16 protein-coding genes are annotated in these 19713 nt (G+C 64.6%); 13 read left to right on the top strand and 3 right to left on the bottom strand.

What is annotated here, in order from left to right:
- Positions 1–69: 69 nt before the first annotated feature.
- From MLGJGCBP_RS49535 to MLGJGCBP_RS49545, 3 genes are read right to left on the bottom strand one after another with little or no spacing between them, the layout of a single operon-like run.
- Entirely contained in the window at positions 70–681 is a 612-nt protein-coding gene (locus MLGJGCBP_RS49535; RefSeq protein ID WP_160103019.1) for a TetR/AcrR family transcriptional regulator, read from the bottom strand.
- 47 nt (positions 682–728) lie between these two features.
- Positions 729–1874: an acyl-CoA dehydrogenase family protein gene (locus MLGJGCBP_RS49540; RefSeq protein WP_160103021.1), complete on the bottom strand. Its 1146-nt coding sequence runs from the start codon at positions 1872–1874 to the stop codon at positions 729–731.
- Entirely contained in the window at positions 1874–3370 is a 1497-nt protein-coding gene (locus tag MLGJGCBP_RS49545) for a carotenoid oxygenase family protein (RefSeq protein WP_201453334.1), read from the bottom strand. The genes MLGJGCBP_RS49540 and MLGJGCBP_RS49545 overlap by 1 nt, the downstream gene beginning before the upstream one ends.
- Positions 3371–3809: 439 nt before the next feature.
- On the opposite strand from MLGJGCBP_RS49545, the gene MLGJGCBP_RS49550 reads away from it, so the two are divergent.
- From MLGJGCBP_RS49550 to MLGJGCBP_RS49610, 13 genes are all read left to right on the top strand, one after another.
- Positions 3810–5741, top strand: a complete 1932-nt coding sequence (locus MLGJGCBP_RS49550; RefSeq protein ID WP_201453335.1) for a flavin-containing monooxygenase — start codon at positions 3810–3812, stop codon at positions 5739–5741.
- Complete coding sequence (locus MLGJGCBP_RS49555; protein WP_160103023.1) at positions 5738–6535, top strand: enoyl-CoA hydratase-related protein; 798 nt, start codon at positions 5738–5740, stop codon at positions 6533–6535. The genes MLGJGCBP_RS49550 and MLGJGCBP_RS49555 overlap by 4 nt, the downstream gene beginning before the upstream one ends.
- Before the next feature lie 14 nt (positions 6536–6549).
- Entirely contained in the window at positions 6550–7719 is a 1170-nt protein-coding gene (locus MLGJGCBP_RS49560; protein ID WP_160103025.1) for an acyl-CoA dehydrogenase family protein, read from the top strand.
- A gap of 84 nt (positions 7720–7803) precedes the next feature.
- Positions 7804–8217, top strand: coding sequence for an SCP2 sterol-binding domain-containing protein (locus MLGJGCBP_RS49565; RefSeq protein WP_160103027.1), 414 nt, complete (start codon positions 7804–7806; stop codon positions 8215–8217).
- 152 nt (positions 8218–8369) lie between these two features.
- A complete protein-coding gene (locus tag MLGJGCBP_RS49570) occupies positions 8370–9200 on the top strand; it encodes a mycofactocin-coupled SDR family oxidoreductase (RefSeq protein WP_160103029.1) in 831 nt (276 codons plus the stop codon).
- A gap of 40 nt (positions 9201–9240) precedes the next feature.
- Positions 9241–10470, top strand: coding sequence for a cytochrome P450 (locus tag MLGJGCBP_RS49575; RefSeq protein ID WP_160103031.1), 1230 nt, complete (start codon positions 9241–9243; stop codon positions 10468–10470).
- A 37-nt stretch (positions 10471–10507) separates the two neighbouring features.
- Positions 10508–10702, top strand: coding sequence for a ferredoxin (locus tag MLGJGCBP_RS49580; protein ID WP_160103033.1), 195 nt, complete (start codon positions 10508–10510; stop codon positions 10700–10702).
- A gap of 5 nt (positions 10703–10707) precedes the next feature.
- Entirely contained in the window at positions 10708–11883 is a 1176-nt protein-coding gene (locus MLGJGCBP_RS49585; RefSeq protein ID WP_160103035.1) for an NAD(P)/FAD-dependent oxidoreductase, read from the top strand.
- A gap of 123 nt (positions 11884–12006) precedes the next feature.
- A complete protein-coding gene (locus tag MLGJGCBP_RS49590) occupies positions 12007–13608 on the top strand; it encodes an aldehyde dehydrogenase family protein (RefSeq protein ID WP_160103037.1) in 1602 nt (533 codons plus the stop codon).
- 14 nt (positions 13609–13622) lie between these two features.
- Positions 13623–15443: an AMP-dependent synthetase/ligase gene (locus tag MLGJGCBP_RS49595; protein WP_160103039.1), complete on the top strand. Its 1821-nt coding sequence runs from the start codon at positions 13623–13625 to the stop codon at positions 15441–15443.
- A 104-nt stretch (positions 15444–15547) separates the two neighbouring features.
- Positions 15548–17167 carry a class I adenylate-forming enzyme family protein gene (locus MLGJGCBP_RS49600; RefSeq protein WP_160103041.1) on the top strand — a complete coding sequence of 540 codons (1620 nt, stop codon included), beginning with the start codon at positions 15548–15550 and terminating at the stop codon, positions 17165–17167.
- 15 nt (positions 17168–17182) lie between these two features.
- Positions 17183–18391, top strand: a complete 1209-nt coding sequence (locus tag MLGJGCBP_RS49605; protein ID WP_160103043.1) for a CaiB/BaiF CoA transferase family protein — start codon at positions 17183–17185, stop codon at positions 18389–18391.
- Positions 18392–18649: 258 nt separating this feature from the next.
- Positions 18650–19465: an alpha/beta fold hydrolase gene (locus tag MLGJGCBP_RS49610; protein ID WP_160103045.1), complete on the top strand. Its 816-nt coding sequence runs from the start codon at positions 18650–18652 to the stop codon at positions 19463–19465.
- Positions 19466–19713: the final 248 nt, after the last annotated feature.

Here is a 19713-nt window from a genome sequence, read left to right on the forward strand (position 1 = left end):
ACCATAACGTCTCATAAGTTGGTGGGCAACCAGGTCCCCGAACCACGCCCACTCTCATGTACACCGCTTTCAGCCCAGCGATGTCGCTGGTCGAGTCGGTGAATCGCCGTCGCGACCATCCGAGCGTGCGGTGACCGCGAGAGCGGCCAGGCTCGACCGTGCCATCCGAAGGAGCAACTCCTCGGCATCCCGCGCGCGGCGACCGGTCGGCGGTCTCAGCGCCTCGGACATGAGCAGGAGCTGGACCCCACGGGTCGCCGTCACGATCTCGTCGGTCCTGGCCTCCGGGCACAGGCGGCTCAGGCAGTCGACCCACCGCTGCGTGATGTAGCGTTGCCGGCGATCGTGCTCCCGCCGATGAGCCTCCGCGAGGGACCGCTGCTCACGCACCCAGATGCCCGCCAGCCGTTCGTGATGCGTCGTGAGGTCGACAAAGGCTTTCAACACCTTGTCGAGTTCTTCTGCCGGATCAGGGTCCGGTTCCCCGAGTCGTGCGAGTAGTGCCTCGAAGACCCGGGTGAAGAGCGCGGCGAGGATCTCGTCCTTGGCCCGGAAGTGGGTGTAGATCGCCGAGCCTGTCACCCCCGCCGCGCGGCCGATCTCGTCGACTCCGACCCCGTCGAAGCTTCGTTCGAAGAACAGCCGCTCGGCGGCGTCCAGGATCTTCTGGTCCCGGCTCACGACATCTTCCTTTCCGCGCACTGCGGCAGGCCTGGCGGTGCGGCGGGTCACAGGCCGAGGTGCTGGCTGACGATAACCTTCATGATCTCGGAGGACCCACCGTAGATCCGGCTCACCCGACCGTCGAGATGAGCTTGTCCGATACGGCTCGAAGCCCGGTATGCCGTTCCAGCAGAGTGCAATCCCAGACATTTACGCACAATGCGGCCCTGCAACTCGGTGGAGTAGAGCTTTGCCCCCGCCGCATCGGCTCCGGTGAGCGCGCCCGCCACGAGTTTCCCCATCGCTTGGTCGATGAAAGCTTGCCCGGCGGCTACCTGCACTGCGCAGTCGGCGAGCGTGAACTTCACGTCCTGGGACGGCCGAGTGCCCGCCAGTGCCTCCACGGTCCACGCGAGCGCACTGGCGGCCGCTGCCTGGGAATTGACTGCGATCGACAAGCGTTCCGCCGCCAGATTCGAAGTCAGGTAGTCGAATCCGGCGTTCACCTCGCCGAGGACGTTTGCCACCGGAACCCGCATGTCGGTGAACGACAACTCCGCGAGATCCTGTGCTCGCAAGCCCAGTTTGTCGAGTTTGCGGCCGGTTTCGAAACCAGCCGTGGACGGCTCGACGAGCATCAGGGTGACGCCGTTGCGGCCGGCGGCCGGGTCCGTCTTTGCCGCGAGGATGACGAGGCCGGCGATACTTCCATTGGAGATGAACGTCTTGGACCCGTTCACGACGTAGTGGTCACCGTCGCGCATCGCGCGCGTCCTCATCGACTTGACGTCGGACCCGGCGCCCGGCTCCGACAGCGCCAACGCCACCACAACCTGGCCCGATGCCAACCGCGGCAGCCAGTGTCTTCGCTGCGCCTCCGAACCGTGGTGCAGCAGATAGGGCACACAGATGTCGGTCTGGACGCGGAGCCCACCAATGGCGAGACCGAGGCGCTGAATCTCCTCGGTCACGACCGCACTGTGACGGAAGTCCGAGTTCGGCAGCCCACCGTACTCCTCCGGGATGCCGATACCGAGCAGTCCGATCTCGCCGGCACGCTCCCAGAACCGGCGGGAGGGTTGCCCCCTGTCGATCCAATCCGGGTACTCGACGAGGACTTCTTCGGTGAGAAACCGGCGGACGCGGTCACGGAAGTCGTGGTGCTCCCGGGTGTAGATCGCACGGTCGGAAGTATCGAAAGCCACTGCCATCAGCGGAAATCCATCCAGTGGCCATGCGGTGTCCAGCCCATGGCGAACGGTAGCTCGATCGTGGCGACGGGGCCCTTGGTGATGTCGTGGGTGTCGAATATCTGGTACTCGCCGCGCTTGTCCGCCCACCACGAGACGGGAACGATGATGAAGCCGTCACCCTCGGGAGAGGTCGGGGTGCGGGGTGCGAATGTCGACTCGAGCACGGCGGCGGGCTCACCCGATCTGATCTGGTAGACCTGTTCGCTCATCGTCTTCATGTTCGTGACGACGAGGCTGTTCATCGACATACCCTTGCGCTTGACGACGCCACCGACCTGGTAGCCCCAGGTGTATCCCTTGCCGTAGTAGCGCTCGTCGACCTTGGGCAACTCGGAGGGGCGATCCGAGAGTTGCTCCGTCTTTGCAGCACCCGTGTCGAGATCGATCGTCCAACGTCCCAGGTAGCTCTTGGCGATGGAGAAGAACAGGGCGACATCATCTCCTTCGGTGAAGTCCTGTTCGAACGGGAAGGGTGGGCGGTTGAAGATCGGTGCATCGAGTGTCAGCTTCCCGTCCTCGACGTTCGCCGACATCGTGTGCATGACGTACTGCGCGGGAAGATCGGTCTTGATCCAGCGGACTTTCGCGTTGACGTCGTCGCGCGGGATCAGCGCGATCACGATGGGCAGCGATTCGTCCCAACCCCAGATGCCGAGCTTGCGGTCGGTGATCTTCGATTTGTCCACGGTGAAGGGCTGGAACGGCATCACCACCCATTCCGGTGTCAGCCAGATGTCGTGAGCGACAGTGTTGTACGGTGCGTCCCACAGGTCGCGGCTGTCGATGGTCCCGTCCGGGTGGACCGTGTGCATGGTCACGAACGGTGCGGTATCGCGGTAATTCCAGCCGTAGAGCACGCCGGTCTCGTGATCCCACTTCGGATGGGCTGCGAAGCACGCGTCGCCGTAGGTGGTCTTCTCGTGCAGGCCGGTGGACAGTTCGGTCGACCACGGGACGATGCCCTTCGTCGCGAGAGTGATCGGGTCGATCGCAATCGGCGCGCCGCCCTGCTCCCCCGAGGCCACCATCTCGCCGGCAAACGGGAAGATGTTGATGTTGTTGGTCCCCTGCGGGGTGCACTTGTTGAAACGGGTCCGTTCCACATCGCCGTAGGCGAAGTCTCGCCAATCGTGGAAACCGCCGTCGGTCCACGAGAACATGCTCTGCTGGTGCTTTTCCTCCAACAGGTATTTCGGCGTGCGGATCCACCGGTTACGGAAGTCTGCACGACCGTTGTCCAGAACGAGGCCCTGCACCATTCCGTCCATCGACAGCAGCGGGTTGGTGCCCTGCTGAGTGGGTCGCTTCCAGGTCGGTCCGGTCCTGTAGAAGCCGCCGGAAAGCTCGCGCGGGATCTCCCCCTGACTGACGATGCATTCCTCGACCGTCGCCTCGAAACGCATGGGCGTGAAGGCTCCGGTCAGTGCCAATTCCTTGGGCAATGGGTAGCCCATATCTTCCTCCTGAGCGTGTCACACGACGCGGCTGCGACGAGGGTGCACCCGTAGGCGTCCGCGTCGTGATTTTTGAGTCAGCGGATTTCAGAATGCACCCAACCTACCACCATTTCGGGCTGCAGGAAACGATCGTTCAGAAATTTTCACCCCGGCGGCGGCGGGCCCCGGCGTCATGGAACCGGAGTGCGCAGACACGTGCCGCCCGCCTCACCGGCCCGTAGAGCAGCGATTGAGCGACGAAATTCAGCTGCACACAACAATTTATCGATGACGATTGACTGAGGCGGCGACGCCCTCGTACTATTGAGACATCTCGCCTCATAAATGGGGTTGCCGGCGGTTCGATCGAACCGCACAGACGTCCGCGCTCACCTGAGAAGCGTTCTGGATCTACACCGACATCGCGGCCAATCAAAGCGAACGGAAGGCGTGCTTCATGACCCAAGCTGCAGCTCCCACCCAGGGCACGGACACTGCCGCCCTGCAGGACGCCCTACGGGAGGCGAACATCCCGAGCCTCCTGATGGCACTGGTCCATCTGACAGGCGATCGGCGGTGGCTCGAACCGCCGTACCGACCCGCACGCCCCCGAGGTTTGGACGACAACGACTCCGGAGGCCTTCCGGAACCCCTGCAGGAGGAAGTCCGCAATGCCGCGCTGACCGCCGCCGCGGATTTCCGCAACGGACGTCTGTCACCGATCCCGCTCTCACCCGACGACATTTCCGAGATGCTGGCGATATCCCTGGACGAGCAGGTCCCCGCCGAGTACGGACCCCTGCTGGCGGAGGAGCTGGGTCTGGAAAGCCGCGACGTCGAGCTCCCGCCCGCCCCGGAGGGATTTCACGTCGTCATCATCGGCGCCGGCATCTCCGGACTCTGCGCCGCGTTCAAGTTGAAGATGGCGGGTGTCCCCTTCACCATCCTGGAGAAGAACGACACGGTCGGTGGGACCTGGCTGGAAAACACGTACCCCGGATGCGGAGTGGACACACCGGGACATCTGTACTGCTTCTCGTTCGACCCGAACACCGAGTGGACCCGGTACTTCGCCAAACGCGACGAGGTGTGGGCCTACCTCGACCGGTTGACGGACCAGTACGACGTCCGCCAGCACATCGAATTCGGCGTCGAAGTCGTGCGCGCCGAGTACGACGCCGACACGGCAACCTGGCAGATCGACACCCGTGACAAGTCGGGTGCGGTGAAGCGGGTCGCCGGCAACGTCCTCGTACCCGCCGTCGGCATGGTGAACAGGCCCTCGGCCCCGAACATTCCGGGCCTCGAATCGTTCGCGGGCCCCTCGATGCACACTGCCCAGTGGGACGCGTCCGTCGACCTGCGGGGCAAGCGCGTCGCGGTGATCGGTACCGGTGCCAGCGCCATGCAGCTGGTCCCGTCCATCGCCGGCGACGCCGAACGGGTCGTGGTCTTCCAGCGGTCCAAGCAATGGGCGATTCCGCATCCGAACTACCACCGCTCCGTCAGCCAGAAGGTCCGTCTGGTGATGAAGGAGGTGCCGTTCTATGCGGCCTGGTACCGCTTGCGTGCCTTCTGGAATTTCAGTGACCGGCTCCATCCGCAGGTCCAGGTGGACCCTGCCTGGCCGCACAAGGAGCGTTCGGTGAACGCCAGCAACGAGAGCCATCGCCTGTTTCTGACCAAGTACATCGAGACCCAACTCGCCGACCGCCCCGATCTCGTCGAAGCATGCCTCCCGGATTACCCCCCGTACGGCAAACGGCCGCTCATCGACAACGGGTGGTTCGCCACGATCAAGCGCGACGACGTCGAACTCGTGACCGATGCGGTGGCCGAGGTTCGGCCACACAGCGTGGTGACACGCGACGGCCGTGAATTCGAGGCCGATGTGCTCATTCTGGCCACCGGATTCCGGGCCCTGCAGTTCCTGTGGCCGATGGAAATCCGCGGAACGTCGGGTAACACGCTGGCGGAAACGTGGGGCAAGGACGACGCCCGCGCCTACCTCGGCGTCTCGGTTCCCGACTTTCCCAACATGTTCATCCTCAACGGACCGAACACCAATGCCGGTCACGGCGGGAGTGCGGTGATCTCCACCGAATTCCAGGTCCGCTATTTCATGCAGGCGGTGCGCCACCTTCTACAGGACGACGTGTCCAGCCTCGAAGTCCGTGACGACGTGTTCTGGGACTACAACCACGAACTCGACGACGCACTCGCCGGATCCGTATGGGCCCATCAGGGGATGACGAACTGGTATCGCAACGACGCGGGACGTGTGGTCATCAGCAGCCCGTGGAAATACCTCGACTACTGGCAGCGCACCCTCGAATTCCGCCCGGACGACTACCGGGTGGAAACGCAGGCCGCGGAGCAGGCACGATGACCGCGGCGGTCGCCGACCGGGCCGAAGAGGCACTCGTCTCCGTCGAGCGTGACGGACGCGTGGCGATCCTGCAACTGAACCGGCCGCGGGTCCTCAATGCACTGTCGCCGGAAATGATGGACGCCGTCCTCGCGGCACTGCGCGACCTGGACGCCGATCCCGAGGTGGGGGCGGTCGTCGTTGCCGGCCACGACCGAGCCTTCGTCGCGGGCGCCGATCTCTCGTCGATGCAGCATCGGCAACTCGCCGACGTTCTGACCGCGCAGGCGAGTCGGTTCTGGTTCCGGCTCTGCGACATCGAAGTGCCACTGGTGGCGGCCGTGTCCGGGCCGGCGTTCGGTGGCGGCTGCGAGCTCGCGCTGGCGTGTGACCTCGTGGTCGCCTCGAGCACGGCCCGCTTCTCCCAGGCCGAGATCAAGGTCGGAATCATGCCCGGCGGAGGCGGCACGCAGCGTCTTGCTCGCACCCTGGGGAAACACAAGGCCATGGAGCTGGTCCTGACCGGACGCGCGATCACGGCCGAGGAGGCCGAGCGCCTGGGCTTGGTGAACCGGGTCGTCCCGGAGGACACCTGGCGGCAGGAGGCGATCAACCTCGCACGTCAGGTCGCAGCCGGCCCTCCCGTGGCCACTCGACTGGCGAAGAAGGCAGTGCTGGCGGCCGAGGAAACCCCGCTCAGCTCGGGGATGCAGCTCGAGCGACGGCTGATGGAGCTCGCCTTCGCGAGCGAGGACCGCGTCGAAGGCATGACCGCCTTTCTGGAAAAGCGAGTCCCGCGCTGGGCGGGGATCTGAGAGGACGACGAACCATGGACATATATGGGTTCACCCAGGAACAACAGGACTTCGCTGCTGCAGTACGAAGCTTCTGCATCAAGGAATGCGGAAGTCGGGAGCAGCTGGACCTCCTCACCGATCACGGAGCCGAACAGCACAACCAAGAACTACACGAAAGGCTTGCCCGGGCGAGCTACCTGGGCGTCTCGATCCCCGAGGAGTACGGCGGGAGCGGTGGTGGCTTGACCGAACAGGTGCTCCTGTTCGAAGAACTCTGGCGCGGCCTGGCCCCGGTACACGGTGCAGGCACATCCCACACGGCGGCCGGAATCTACAAGCACTACGCCTCGGAGGAACAGAAGAAGGAGGTACTGGGTGCGATATGCGCGGGCGAGGTCATGTCCATCAGCATTTCCGAACCCGGTGCCGGCTCGGATGCCGCGGCGATCGTGTGCAAGGCGGAGCGCACCGACAGCGGTTTCCGCATCAACGGCCAGAAGACCTGGTGCTCGGACGCCCAGTTCGCGAAGCGGATCCTCCTCGTGGCGAGAACGTCTCGAGATGAGCGACCGCACGACGGTCTGACGATGCTCGAGGTCCCGGCCGACGCCCCCGGTCTCACCATCCGGCCGATAGCAACGATGGGCGGCAACGAAGTCAACGACCTCTTCTTCACGAACGTCGAGGTGCCCGCCTCCGCCGTGGTAGGCGAGGAAGGCGGAGCCTGGAAGCAGCTCATGTCCGGACTGAACGGCGAACGGCTCGTCTGTGCGGCACAGGGACTCGGCATGGCGCAACGCACGTTCGACGATCTCCTCGCCTACGTCGGCGAGCGTGAACAGTTCGGATCCAAGATCGGCTCGTTTCAAGCTCTGCGACACCGCATCGCAGATCTCGCGATCGAACTGGAATCCGCGCGCGCTCTCACATACGCGACCACCCGCCGCATCGAATCGCACATCGGATCGGCAGCCGAGCGTATGCGGGCAGCCTCGATGGCGAAGGTGAAGGTCACCGAGACCGCGAAGAAGATCGCCCTCGAAGGCGTGCAGATGATGGGCGGATACGGCTACTGCGTGGAATACGGGATGGAGCGCCACCTCCGTATGAGTATCCCCCCGACCATCTACGCCGGCACCAATGAAATTCAGCGGGACATCATTGCCGGGTCGTACGGGCTCCGACCGAGCGCCCGCGCTTGAACGATCAATCTCGGCGTGCCCGGAATCGCATAATTGAGATCGTCATCTCGAAAATTGACATCGACCCTGAGGAATGAGGAGAGAATGACCATCTACCAATCCACCGAGGAGATTTACGAGGTACTCGTGCCGTTCTACGAGCACCTCACGACCGATCCGGCGGTGGGGCCGAAGTTCGTCAAGGCAAACACGTCCTTCCGCATTCGCCATCACGACCCGGCGGCGGTGTTCTTGCTCGACGCCACACAGGATCCCGCCGTCCTTCGCTTCGGCGCGGAGGCCGAAACCCAGGAACCGGAGGTCGAGCTTTCGATGAGCGGCGACGATGGGCACAAATTCTGGCTCGGCAAATTGAATCTGCCAGTAGCGTTGGCACGCAAGAAGATAAAGGTCGACGGTGGGGTGACGAAGCTTCTGGGACTCGTACCGGCCCTGCAACCGGCCTATGCGCAGTACCGAGCGCATCTGGAAAGCCTCGGCCGCCCCGTCGACGCATGAAGCTCCGACGTGCGGATGTTCCGAACGATCGTTGACAAGTGACCCGCGTTACACCTATATTAGAGACGCGCCCTCTCAATAACTTTTGCGCCCCTCAATCTCAACACCAAACCAGCCATCGCTCACAGGGCATGGCCCAAGGAGGAACCGACATGGGACTCGCTGACGGCAAAGTTGCCTTCATCTCCGGACTCGCCCGCGGACAGGGGCGGTCCCACGCAGTCCGCCTCGCCGAAGAGGGCGCGGACATCATCGGCTTCGACATCTGCCACGACGAACCGTCGGTGGAATACCCACTGGCGACGCCGGACGACCTCGACGAGACCATCGCGCTCGTCGAGAAGACCGGGCAGCGCATCCACGCCGTGCAGGCGGATGCGCGGGACGCGGACGCGGTGCAGAAGGTCGTCGACGACGGCGTGGCGGAATTCGGTCGACTCGACATCGTCCTCGCCAACGCGGGCATCATGGCGATCACCGGCCAACAGCGCCTGATGCCCGACGCATGGCACGCGGGCATCGACATCATGCTCAAGGGTGTCTACAACACCGTCAACCCGGCGATCCCCCATCTCCGTGCGGGTGGCCGGGGCGGATCGATCGTCATCACCAGCTCGACCGCCGGCCTGGTCGGCGGTATGTCGGATGGAAGCCCGGGCGTACTGGGATACATCGCGTCGAAGCACGGGGTGGTCGGTCTGATGCGCGCATGGACACTCCTTCTCGCCCCAGAGGGCATCCGGGTCAACACGATTCATCCGACGGGCGTCGCCTCACCGATGGTCGTGAACGAGGCGTTCGGCCGTTTCGTTCAGGAGTTCCCGCAGATCGCCGAGAACCTGCAGAACCCGCTGCCGGTGCACGACAACGGCATGCTGTTGCCGGAGGACGTGACCAACACGATCATGCATTTGGTCTCCGATGCCGGCCAGTACACCACCGGCCAGACCGTGGTCGTCGACGCCGGGTTCACGGCCCGCTGACCTGACCGACCCGGCCAGTTCCTACCTGCAGGAGGTTTCCATGACCGCCACACGCATCGATGTCTTCGACCCGGAGGTCTACGCGGCCGGTGATCCCGATACTTTCGGATTGCCGCTGGACGCCTACGACCGGATTCGTGACGAGACACCGTGCTTTCTCCACGAATTCGACAATCCGCTGCTGATCGACCGAGCGTGGGTCGTCAGCCGCAACGAGGACATCTGGGCAGTCGACCGCAACAGCGAGTTGTACGCAGCCGACAGAGGCTACGTGAACGCCTGGAAGGTCACCCCGATCGATCCGACCATGGGCGGCATGCCCGCCATGCTCACCATGGACGGGGCCAAGCACAAGGCCCAGCGTGGCGTCATGGCCAAGGGCTTCACCCCCGCATTCGTCCGCAAACTCGAGGAGAAGTTCCGCGAGTACGCGGTGACGATCGTCGACCGCGCCCTGGAGAAGGGCACGTTCAACTTCGTCCACGAAATCGGGCACGCCATGCCGATGGAGGCCCTCGGGGACGTGCTCGGCGTCCCGCCGGAGGATCGACCGAAGTTCTTCGGTTGGGTCGACACCTTCGCCGCTCCGTTCGACGAGCGCATCACTCCGTCGTTCGACCACGTCATGGAAGCCATCGGAAACCTGATGGTGTACGCCGGTGACCTGGCCGAACTCAAGCGTCAACATCCAGGTGACGACGTCATGAGCCGGATCGTCGCAGCCGCAGATGTCATCAGCGAGGACGAGGTGCTGGGCAACGTGGCACTGCTCGCCAGCGGGGCCGCCGAGAGCACCCGTACCGCGCTGTCGCACGGGATGCACTCGTTGCTTCGCAACCCCGAGCAGATGGCCTGGCTGCGGGAGCGCGACGGTGACATCCCGAACACCGCCATCCAGGAGTTCGTGCGGGTCGCATCGCCGTTCACCCATCTCGTGCGCACGGCGACCGCGACACACGAGCTGCACGGCCAGACCATCGACGAGGGCGATATCGTCCTCATGCTGTTCACGGCCGGCAACTTCGACCCCCGCGCATTCGACGAACCGCGCAGATTCGATCTCTCGCGCGAGAACAATCCGCACGTCAGCTTCGGCCGCGGCCCCCACCAGTGCCTCGGCAAGCACGTGGCCACGCTCGAGATGAAGATTCTGCTCGAGGAACTGCTCCAGCGCACGTCGAACATCGAGCAGGTAGGCGACGTCTCCTACGTCAAGGACAACTACTCGCGGGGAGTGTACGAACTTCCCATCACCATCACCCCCGCCTGAAGCGGGCCGGTACCGACGTACCCGAGGACTGAGCACCATGAAGATCACTGTCGACTTCGCCGCCTGCGAGATGCACGGCGACTGCGTCATGGAGGCCCCGGAGGTCTTCGACCTTCACGACGACTCCGATGTGGTTGTCCTGCTGGACGACCAGCCGTCGGAGGAACTCCGCCCGAAGGTGGAAGCCGCGGCACGCATGTGCCCGGTGGCGGCCATCCTGATCAAGGACTGAATCGCATGCGACATGTCGTTGTAGTGGGAGCCGGCCTGGCCGGCTTCCGGGTCGGCCGGTCATTGCGAGATGCGGGCTTCACCGGCGAGATCACCCTGATCGGGGACGAGGAGCACTTACCCTACGACCGGCCACCGCTGTCCAAGGCGTTGCTGGCAGGCAGCGTCACCGGCGACCAGTGCCGGCTACCCGGTCGAACGGACGACCTGACGTGGCGTCTGGGGGCGCCGGTGCACGGTGTCGACTTCGACGTCCGTGCCCTCACCCTCGGTGACGGCACGGACCAGCCGTTCGACGAACTCGTCATCGCCACCGGACGCCGCGCCCGGCCGTGGCCTGGGCGAAAGCCCGCCACCGGGGTCTTCACCCTCCGATCGCTCGGCGACGTGGCGGCCTTCACCGCCGCCGCGGCGCCCGGCAGTCGCGTGGTCATCATCGGGGCGGGATTCATCGGCTGTGAGGTGGCGGCCACCCTGCGGGCCCGCGATGTCGAGGTGACCGTCGTCGATGTCAGCGATACACCCATGCCGGTCATCGGTCCCGAGGCCGGCGCATTCGCCCGGCAGCTGCACGAACGCCACGGTGTCCGCTGGCGCCTCGGGACGGGAGTCGACTCGATCGAGGGTGACGAATACGTGACCGGCGTCCGCCTCGCCGATGGAGAACTGCTAGAAGCTGACGCCGTCCTCGTATCGATCGGTTCTGTCCCAAACACTGAATGGCTGGCAGATTCACCCGTAGACACCGATGGCGGCGTGGTCCATGTCGATGACATCTGCCGGGTGCTGGACAGGGCAGGGTCCCCCCTCTCCGGCGTGTGGGCAGCGGGTGACGTCGCGGCGTGGGTTCACCCCCACGCCGGCACTCACGTCTGTGTCGAACACTGGTCCAACGCGCGTGACATGGCGGACCGGGTGGCCGCGAACCTTGTGGTCGACCATCCCGGTAGGGCGCCTCTTGTGTCGGTACCCGCGTTCTGGTCGGATCAGTACGACGTGAAGATCAAGTCCGTCGGCTACCTGCGCGCGGCCGACGAACTCGTCGTCGTCGCGCAGGATGCGGACCGCAATTCCCTGGTCGTCGAAGCGCGCCGCGGCAGCGAGGTAGTCGGCGCCATCGGTTTCAACGCCACCAAGGCCGTCCTCGGCTACCAACGCGCCCTGCGGGCGGTCCCCGCCTGAACGATCCTGGTGCGAAAGGGGATCAACGAGGCAATCGGGTACGAATTGCGGAATCATAGCCTAGAAATGTGACATCCATCACAATATTTGTCTTTCATCCACGCCCGCTGTCGGAGGAATCCCATGACACAGACCGAGGTCGGCACCCACGGCGCCGATACGCCCAAGGCGCTCGCCGACGAACCGCACGTCGACGTCGTCAACCCTGCCACCGGCGAGGTCGTCGGCACCGTCGAGACGATGTCCCCGGAGGAGGTCGACCGGCTGGCCCATCGCCTCCGTGCGGCCCAACCAGAGTGGGAGGCGCTGGGCCCGAAGAAACGAGCGAAGCATCTGCTGGCATGGCTGAACTGGATCGTGGACAACAAAGATCATCTCCTGGGTCTGGTTCACCGCGAGGCCGGCAAGTCTTGGGGTGATGCATCGATCGAGTTGATGGTCTGTGTCGAGGTCATCAACTACTACGCCAAGCATGGTGAAAAGTTCCTCGCCGAAGAGGGCCGCCGAATCCACGGTCCGGCGTCGTTCAACAAGAAACTGCGAATTCTGCGCCGCCCGTACCAACTCGTCGGGATCATCACGCCGTGGAACTATCCCCTGGCCATGCCGATGATGGATGTGCCCGGTGCTCTCATGTCGGGCGCTGCCGTGTTGACCAAACCTTCGGAGATCACCCCCCTTGCGTGGGCCGAGGTGGTGCGCGCCTGGAACGACGAGATCGGGGCTCCCCCCGTGCTCGGATGCGCGACCGGGCGCGGCCCGGCCGGGCGAGCGGTCGTGGACGCCGTCGACATGATCCAGTTCACCGGCTCGACCCGGACCGGCCGTTCGATCGGAATCCGTGCCGCCGAACGGCTGATTCCGGCGAGCCTCGAACTCGGGGGCAAAGACCCGATGATCGTGCTCTCCGATGCCGACCTCGACCGTGCCGTCCGCGGCGCGGTCTGGGGGGGACTTTTCAACGCCGGCCAATCCTGCGTGGCAATCGAACGGATCTACGCCGAAAGCGCGGTGTACGACGAGTTCGTCGACCGGCTCGTCGCCGAGGTTCGCACCCTGCGTCAAGGACACGACGCGCAGGGTGCGTTCGCGGCCGAGTACGGCGCGATGGCCACCGAGGCCCAACTCGAGCTCGTCGAGCGGCACGTCGCGGATGCGGTCTCCAAGGGGGCCCGCGTCCTCACCGGTGGCCGACGCTCCGACGAGGGACTGTTCTATCCTGCGACCGTTCTCGTCGACGTCGACCACTCGATGGCGTGCATGCGGGAAGAAACGTTCGGGCCGCTTCTGCCGGTGATGAAGGTCGACTCCGAGGATCAGGCAGTCACGCTCGCCAACGACTCCGTCTACGGCCTCGCCGGAAGTGTATGGACGTCCTCGACGGCGCGCGGTCGTCGCGTCGGGAGCCGGGTGGAGGCCGGTGGCATGAACATCAACAATGCGATGACCAACGTCTTCCAGTTTCCCCTGCCGATGGGCGGCTGGAAGCAGTCCGGACTCGGGCACCGGTTCGGCGGACCGAACGGTGTCCGCAAATTCACCCGGCAACAGGCATTCGTCAGCGAACGGCTTCCCTTCAAGAACGAGATGCACTGGTACCCCTACTCACCCTCCAAGGGAGCGCTGGTCGAGCGCGCCCTCCGCCTCACAGGACTGCACGACTGGCGTCGTCGACTGGGCCTGCGTCCCAGCGACACTCAAACCTCGCCTCGGTCTTCCCACTGAACCCAGGAGCCCATGTGACCAGCTTCCCCGAAGCCATCCCCCGGAGCGAGCCCACCCCGCTCGCCGCCGCCACGATCCCGGAAGCCTTCCAACAGGTCGTCGCCACGTACGGCGACCAGACAGCCCTGCGCACGATCGACGAGCACGTCAGCTACACCTGGCGAGAACTCGACGAACGCGTCCGCTCCCTCGCCGCCGGGTTGGCCGGTCTGGGCTTGGGCCGCGGCGACACCGTGGCGATCATCCTGCCGAACACCGTCGAGTGCCATCTCGTCGATTACGCGGCCTACCACATCGGCGCGGTGCCGTTCGCGGTGTTCAACAGTTCCCCGGCCGAACAGATCGAGCATCAACTCCGGGTCGCGGACTGCACCCTCGTCGTCACGCAACTCGCCTTCCTCGACAAGGTACGGGCGGCGGTGGCAGCACTCGGCGACCAGGTCCGCCACCTCGTGGTAGTGGACGGTGAGGTGCCGGGAACACTCACCCTCGAGGATCTGGAAGGTGCAGCGGATCCGGCGTTCGACGTGGAGGCGGCGTGGCGCGCCGTCCGCGCCGACGATCTGTCCACGCTCATCTTCACCTCCGGAACCACCGGCGCCCCCAAGGGAGCCCAGTGGTCTCATCGGACGGTGATGGCGCAGCAGCGCGCCCTGGCCGCCGCGCTCCCCCTGCCCTCCATCGGGATCATTTCCTTCCTCCCCATGGCCCACGCCGGCGGCCGGATCACATCGCAGTACATGGCCCTCGCCCACGGTGCTGCGATCACCGCGTGCCCGGACATGGCACAGGTGCCCGTTGCACTGGCCCGACACCGGCCCGACGCGTTCTTCTCTGTGCCCCGCCTGTGGGAGAAACTGCAGGTGGCGATCGAACTGATGATCGCCGGCGAGGCCGATGATTCTCATCGTGGTGCCCTGCAGGCCGCCCTCGAGACCGGCAAGCAAGCTGTGCTCGCGGCCGAAACCGGCTCCGATGCGGACCCCGCGGAGGTGATCCGACTCCTCACCGAGCACAAGGAGGCTTTGACCCTCTTGCGGCCGCTCCTCGGCAGACTCGGGCTCGATCGCATCAAGGCCGCGTTCGTCGGCGGTGCACCCTCAGCTTCCGAACTCTCCGTATTCTTTCGCGCTGTCGGGGTGCCGATGCTCGAGGCGTACGGCCTGACCGAGGGTTCACTCAACGTCTTCAACCGCATCGAGGATTTCAAGGCGGGCACGGCAGGCAAACCACTGCCCGGGGTCGAATTGAAACTCGGTGACGACGGCGAGCTGCTCGCCAAGGCCGACCTCAATTTCGTCGGCTACCGTAAACAGCCCGACGAGACCGCCGCGGCACTCGACGAGAACGGGTGGCTGCGCACCGGCGACATCGCCGTCATCGACGACGACGGATTCGTCAGCATCGTCGACCGCAAGAAGGAAATCATCATCAACTCGGCAGGCAAGAACATGTCGCCGGCCACCATCGAGTCGACCATCAAGGGAGAAAGCTCACTGATAGGCCAGCTCGTCGCCGTCGGCGACCGCCGCAAGTACGTGACCGCACTCGTCACTCTCGACCCCGAGGCACTCGCCGTCTACGCCAAGCGTCTCGGGCTCGACGGGAAACCCGAATCCGACATCGTCGCGGCACCCGAAGTCCGCGCGGAGGTCGAAGCCGCCGTCGAACGCGGCAATCGTCGGCTCAACAGCAACGAACAGATCAAGAAGTTCGCGATTCTCGCAACTGCATGGCTGCCGGATTCCGAGGAACTCACGCCAACCGCCAAGCTCAAGAGACGCGTCATCCATCGCAAGTACGCGGAACAGATCGAAGCGCTCTACTTCGACTGATCATTAGATTCGTTCCGGCACAGCTGATCTCCACGAATTGCCGCGAGGAGATCAGCTCGACCGATCGCCGGCACCGCTTCGAACACTGCACCTGAGGAGACGCCATGCCCACAACGGTCGGACCCGCTGCCGGCGACTTCCTCCGGCTGTCCGCTCAACGCCATCCCGACCGCGCATGTTTCGTTCTCGGCAATGGAAGGCAATGGACCTTCGCAGAAGTCAACAGTCGGGTCAACCGGCTCGCGGACGCATTCGCCGCACACGGAATCGGCCGCGGGGACCGCGTGGCCCTCTTCGCGGTCAACGGCATCGGCTACGCCGAAGTGATCCTCGCCTGTCTGAAACTGGGCTGCACCTACGTGCCGCTCAACAACCGTCTCGCCGCTGAAGAAACCGCAACACTGCTCCAGTCCGCCGACCCCGTAGCACTATTCACGGACGAGCGATACATCGAGCATCTCGCTCCGCTGCTTTCCCACGCGCCCAACTTGCGGCTCACCGCGCTCTTCGGCGGAGAGTACGACTCATTCATTCCGTACGAGAGGCTCGTCGCCGAAGGCCGTGACGTCGAACCGGACGTCCGCGTCGGCGACGACGAGATCGTCGGCCTGGCTTTCACCAGCGGAACGACCGGTAAACCGAAGGGCGTCCTCCAGTCTCAGCGAATGATCAAGAATTTGGTCACCGCGATCACGCTCGACTACGAAATTCAGCCCGACGAGTTCCGCTACTCCTCGTCGCCCATGTTTCACATCGGCGGGCAGAGTCCCGTCCTCATGCACGTCTGGCGCGGCTTTCCGACGTTGATTTTGCCGCAGTTCGACGTCGACGAGGTTCTCTGGTGGTTGCAGCACGGCGAACTCACCGGCTGTTTCCTGGTTCCCACGATGATTTCCGGCCTGCTCGCACACCCGGCTGTCGAACAATCCGATTATCCGGAACTGCGGTCGATCATCTACGGTGCCGCGCCGATGCCTCCGACCGTGCTCCGGCGGGCCCTCGAGGTTTTTCGGTGCGACTTCGTCAATGCGTTCGGTGCCGGAACCGAGACCGGACTTCAGACAGTCCTCGGATCGGCCGATCATCGGAGGGCAGCGGCAGGGGCCGAGCACCTCCTCGGCTCGATCGGCAAGCCCGCGTACGGTGTCGATCTCCGGCTACTCGATTCGGAGGGCAACGACGTTCCCCGGGGCAGCGTCGGGGAAATCGTCACCCTCAACGCGCAGACCATGTCCGGCTACCTCGATCGACCGGAGGAGACGGCACAAGCACTGCAGGACGGGTGGTTTCGAGCCGGAGACCTCGCCTACATGGATGACGACGGCTACCTGTATCTCGCGGGCCGACGCAACGACATGATCATTCGCGGTGCGGAGAACATCTACCCGATCGAGATCGAGGACGTCCTCTGCCGCCACGAAGACATCGACCAGGCCGCCGTGATCGGTGCTCCCGACGAGCATTGGGGCGAGGTCGTCGTGGCGTTCATCGTTCCCCGTCGCGGCCGAGACGTGGACACTCGGAGCATCCGCACGCATTGCCGACAGTATCTCGCCGCGTACAAGGTACCGGCCGAGCTGATCACCATCGCCGAACTCCCTGTGAACGCCGGGGGCAAGGTTGTACGGCGCGAACTCCGCAGACGGGTCTGCAGCAACGAACACCACCCACCGCGCCAGGACCGTGCCGACGGCCGGAAAGACCACCTTCCAGCGCATCCATAACGAGGAGAAGTTTTCATGACCGACACAGAGACCACCCACAGCGCCGGCCCGCTGGCAGGGCTGAAGATCGTCGAGCTTGCCGGGATCGGGCCCGGCCCCTATGCGGCGATGCTCCTGGCCGACCTCGGCGCCGACGTGGTCCGCGTCGAGCGGCCGGGCCCACCGGCCAGCGGCGTCGACCCCCAACTCGACGTTCTCCGCCGAAACCGAACATCCATCGTCGTCGATCTGCGCTCCCCGCGGGGCGTCGATGTGGTCAAGCAACTCACCGCCGACGCGGACGTGCTGATCGAGGGATTCCGTCCCGGCGTCACCGAGCGACTCGGACTGGGACCCGAAGACCTCTGGTCGATCAACCCGCGGCTGGTCTACGGGAGAATGACCGGCTGGGGACAGGAAGGACCACTGGCGCACACCGCTGGACACGACATCGGTTACATCGCCATCACCGGTGCGCTCGCCTCGATAGGACGACGCAACGAAGCACCCGTGCCCCCGGTCAACTTCGTCGGTGACTTCGGCGGCGGGTCCTTGTTCCTGGTCGTCGGGATCCTCGCCGCCGTGTGGGAGGCCGTGCGGTCGGGCCGAGGCCAAGTCGTCGACGCCGCCATCGTCGACGGCGCCGCGTCGCTGACCGGCATCCTGCACGGGTTGATGGCATCCGGTGGATGGCAGGACGAACGCGGCACGAACTTCCTCGACACCGGTGTGCCCTGGTACGACACCTATGCCACATCCGACGACCGCTGGATGGCCGTGGGCGCCCTCGAGCCCCAGTTCTACGCAACGTTCACCGAGACCTTGGGACTTGCGGAGGATGTCGCCGACCGCACCGACCCACGAGGATGGCCGCAACTTCGCGAGGCGATTCGACGCGCGTTCGCCTCCCGCACACAGGCCGAGTGGACTGCAGCGTTCGAGGGAACCGATGCGTGCGTTGCCCCCGTCTTGTCGCTGACCGAAGCTCCCGATCACCCCCACCTGACCGCTCGGGGCACCTTCGTCGACGTCGGTTCGGTCCGGCAACCCGCACCGGCACCGCGATTCAGCAGAACCGTGCCGCCCACACCGACCGCACCCCCAGTACCCGGTGCGCACACGAGCGAAATCTTGCGTGAGCTCGGAATCTCAGATGTGGACGACCTATTGGCGAGCGGTGTGGTCGAGCGGCCCGACGAACATCCCGACCGTCAACGGGCAGCTGTGCCCATGGGACCGCAATGACGCGCCACCACCCACGAACCGCCGGCGACGACAGTCACCGCGGCGACGTCGGGCACCTGCTTGCGCAGGTTCCGGGACCGGTCCAGGGGCCCTGCGGACGGTATCGATGATGCCGGCACCACCGATCGGTGAAGACTGGTTCTCGATGCATTCTCATTCGCCGGGCCGCGAGGAGATGACTGGCACTGCTCCTACGTCAGCGGCCAACTGTCGATCTCGGGACCCACGGACGGCATCGACAGCACAGGAGAATTGGTAGTGACAAGAATCCGAGCGAGTGACGGCACCAGTCTCTACGTGCAGGATCTCGGAGACGGGCCGCCCGTGGTCCTGATCTCCGGATTCGGCCTCGATGGCACGCTGTGGGACCGCCAGATCCGCATCCTGAGCGCATCGGGCTATCGCGTAGTGTGCATTGACCAACGCGGGCACGGTCGGTCGGACAAACCTCTATCCGGCTACGCTGTAACAGAATTGGCCGATGACCTGGAAACAGTACTGGACCGGCTGGATCTGTTCGAAGCCACTCTGGTCGGCCATTCCTTCGGCGGTCAGGTCGCGTTCGCTGCTGCGGCGACATCGGTACGTGTGGGCCGGCTCGTCCTCGTCGGCTCCAACGCAGTGAGCGCAGCGAGGACCCCCACCTTCCCCTTCGGAGCTCCATCCGATGCAGTCCTCCCGAGTCTGATCGATGCCGAAGCGGAGAACCGGATCTCATCGCGCCGTGCCACTCTGGTCGGCGCTTTTGCCACGCCGCCGTCCGATGACCTCGCAGCCTGGCTACTCGCAACATCATTGCGGATGCCATCCTGGGCAGCCATCGCATGCTATCGATCGATGCTCACCACTGACTTGATCCACCTACTGCCCAAAGTACGACAGCCCGTACTCCAGGTGATCGGCGCAGCCGACCCAGTGCACTCGACGAAGGGCGCCCTCTGGCTGAGCCGACAACTACACGACGCCGACCTCATCGAGCTCGACGCGTGCGGTCACTATCCCATGTTGGAAATGCCAGCCACCTTCGAGACGGCCCTGCTCGACTTCATGAGACACACGACAGCAACGCACTAGATCCGAACACCAGGATGCGCGCCGCCGACCGATATCGAGGGAACCAGAGGTGGGCGATATCGACGTTGAGACAACTACGTCGAGGCAAGACTCTGCTGCATTTGTGCAGTAACTGTCGGGCAACAGGGTGTCGACCACGAATCATCGGAAGGAGCGAGAATGATCCGAGGTCAGATCAGATCCGCAGTGGGGCGGATGGGGCATTGTCCTCGATCGACGCCATCCCGGTCTGAGCCGCTGCCTTCGAG

Origin of the sequence: Rhodococcus sp. T7 (genome assembly GCF_009872365.1) — a bacterium.
In the GTDB taxonomy this organism is placed as follows: Bacteria; Actinomycetota; Actinomycetes; order Mycobacteriales; family Mycobacteriaceae; genus Rhodococcus_F.

Excerpts from the sequence above, each read along its gene's own strand:
- MLGJGCBP_RS49545 (WP_201453334.1), bottom strand. The coding sequence starts at position 3,370 with ATGGGCTACCCATTGCCCAAGGAATTGGCACTGACCGGAGCCTTCACG.
- MLGJGCBP_RS49575 (WP_160103031.1), top strand. The coding sequence starts at position 9,241 with ATGACCGCCACACGCATCGATGTCTTCGACCCGGAGGTCTACGCGGCC.
- MLGJGCBP_RS49605 (WP_160103043.1), top strand. The coding sequence starts at position 17,183 with ATGACCGACACAGAGACCACCCACAGCGCCGGCCCGCTGGCAGGGCTG.
- MLGJGCBP_RS49540 (WP_160103021.1), bottom strand. The coding sequence starts at position 1,874 with ATGGCAGTGGCTTTCGATACTTCCGACCGTGCGATCTACACCCGGGAG.
- MLGJGCBP_RS49570 (WP_160103029.1), top strand. The coding sequence starts at position 8,370 with ATGGGACTCGCTGACGGCAAAGTTGCCTTCATCTCCGGACTCGCCCGC.
- MLGJGCBP_RS49555 (WP_160103023.1), top strand. The coding sequence starts at position 5,738 with ATGACCGCGGCGGTCGCCGACCGGGCCGAAGAGGCACTCGTCTCCGTC.
- MLGJGCBP_RS49600 (WP_160103041.1), top strand. The coding sequence starts at position 15,548 with ATGCCCACAACGGTCGGACCCGCTGCCGGCGACTTCCTCCGGCTGTCC.
- MLGJGCBP_RS49580 (WP_160103033.1), top strand. The coding sequence starts at position 10,508 with ATGAAGATCACTGTCGACTTCGCCGCCTGCGAGATGCACGGCGACTGC.
- MLGJGCBP_RS49550 (WP_201453335.1), top strand. The coding sequence starts at position 3,810 with ATGACCCAAGCTGCAGCTCCCACCCAGGGCACGGACACTGCCGCCCTG.
- MLGJGCBP_RS49590 (WP_160103037.1), top strand. The coding sequence starts at position 12,007 with ATGACACAGACCGAGGTCGGCACCCACGGCGCCGATACGCCCAAGGCG.
- MLGJGCBP_RS49565 (WP_160103027.1), top strand. The coding sequence starts at position 7,804 with ATGACCATCTACCAATCCACCGAGGAGATTTACGAGGTACTCGTGCCG.
- MLGJGCBP_RS49560 (WP_160103025.1), top strand. The coding sequence starts at position 6,550 with ATGGACATATATGGGTTCACCCAGGAACAACAGGACTTCGCTGCTGCA.
- MLGJGCBP_RS49585 (WP_160103035.1), top strand. The coding sequence starts at position 10,708 with ATGCGACATGTCGTTGTAGTGGGAGCCGGCCTGGCCGGCTTCCGGGTC.